Here is a 1,647-nt window from a genome sequence, read left to right as displayed (position 1 = left end):
TGTGTTCCGTCATGTTCGTCGGTTCGCTGCAGGGGTGCGCCGAGACGATCTTCACCACGCCTGACGACGACGCCGACCTCGTCCCACCGGATACCGCATTCGGGTGGCCTGCCAACGGGGCCGATTACCAGGTGGCCGGAGCGGTGGCCGAGGTGGCGTCGGGGAAGACGTGGGCCGAGTTGGTTGACGAGATCTACGTCCAGCCCTGTGGCCTCGATGTACTGGCCTACAACAGTCCGTGGTTCCAGTTGCCGTTCGACCCCGAGACCTTCGCCTATCCGGCTGGCCTTGATGATGTCGTGTCGATGTTGGCTCCGACCGAGAACCCGTCGATTATGGCCGGTGCCTACACGACCGCCGGCGACTTCGCTGCGCTGCTCCTGATGCACCTCCGCGACGGCATGTGCGGTGACGAACAGGTGCTGTCGACCGAGTCGCTCGACCGGATGCACGAGGACCGGATCGCCCGGGTCTATGGCGGTTCCAGCGAGTTTATTGACGCAGACGGAAACCCGACGGGAAAGGTCTGGGGCTACGGCATGGGGTTCGGGTTCGACCGGGAGGCCGGGCGACCTAGCGCGGCCAGTCCCTTCGGGCAGCAGGTGTGGCTCGACCTCGACGAGGGGTACGGAGCTTTACTGCTCCTCGAGGCCTCGTGGGCGAACGGCCAAGAAATCCAGGATCTCCTTCCGGGGCCCCTGCACGAGGCGGTGCTCGCCGCCCGGGGCTGATCCCGTGATAGCTGCGCCCTAGAGCCGACGGGAACAACCGTCAACGATGAAGCGCTAGCCCACCGGGGGGCGTACCTCGCCCCCCGGTGCCGGCCAGACGGTGAAAGAACTGCGGACCTGCGTCGGGCTGCTGTAGCCAGATTCTGGGAATCGTCCATCGCCGAGCGGCGTACGTAGATCGCTGCTGAAGTTTCCATACCTACCCCCATGGGTGTTGATGCACTGGATGTGCGCCAACACGGCGATGGAGGTCAGAGCGACCAAATTCCCGAGCAGGTAGTAGGCGCTAGGGGGCGCACCACCTAGTGCCGAACATTTGGGATGCCGTTGCACGCCTAGAGCATCGCTTCCGTGGAGGCACTGAAGCCAGCCATTCGGCGACGCTCTTCGAGGCTCCATTGGCAACCCTGCCCTCCTTAGACGAGGACTCCTAGAACGACCTCTCAGAACTAGAAGTAATCTTTCAAGATGCCCTTCTCTCCAGGCCAGGTCATCTCCTATATGGCCATGTGCACTGAAGAGCAGTCATCACTTCAGCGCGGCATGAACTTCCGCCTTGGACCGTCCCACAGTGTGATCCTGATGAGCGTGCGGGTCGGCGCGCCATATGAAGATCAGGTATCCGATGACGGGCAAACCCTTATCTACGAAGGCCATAACGCTCCACGGAGCACAGAGACCCCTGTCCCACAGATAGTTGACCAGCCTCTGGCGACCGATAGAGGTACTCCTACCCAGAATGGACGCTTCTATGCGGCAGCTGAGGCATACCGCAATGAAGAAGAGGAGCCAGAGCGCGTTCACGCCTACGAAAAGATCCGAAAGGGGATCTGGGTTTATTCGGGCTTGTTTTTGCTCATCGATGCGTGGAGTGAGCAAAGCGGCTCTCGGTCGGTGTTCAAGTTCAAACTTGAGC

Annotated in this window: 2 protein-coding genes; both read left to right on the top strand. The window is 61.4% G+C overall.

Features of this window, described 5'->3' with window-relative positions; translation table 11 throughout:
- On the top strand, positions 1-731 hold a 731-nt coding region (locus OSA81_13785), incomplete at its 5' end, for a hypothetical protein (GenBank protein MDE0900073.1).
- A 582-nt stretch (positions 732-1,313) separates the two neighbouring features.
- A partial coding sequence (locus OSA81_13780) for a hypothetical protein (GenBank protein MDE0900072.1) occupies positions 1,314-1,647 on the top strand: 334 nt, incomplete at its 3' end.

It is taken from the genome of Longimicrobiales bacterium, assembly GCA_028823235.1.
Lineage (GTDB): Bacteria > Gemmatimonadota > Gemmatimonadetes > Longimicrobiales > Gaopeijiaceae > UBA2589.
Note: the sequence above shows the minus strand (reverse complement) of the source record. Positions and strands in the feature narration are given on the sequence as shown.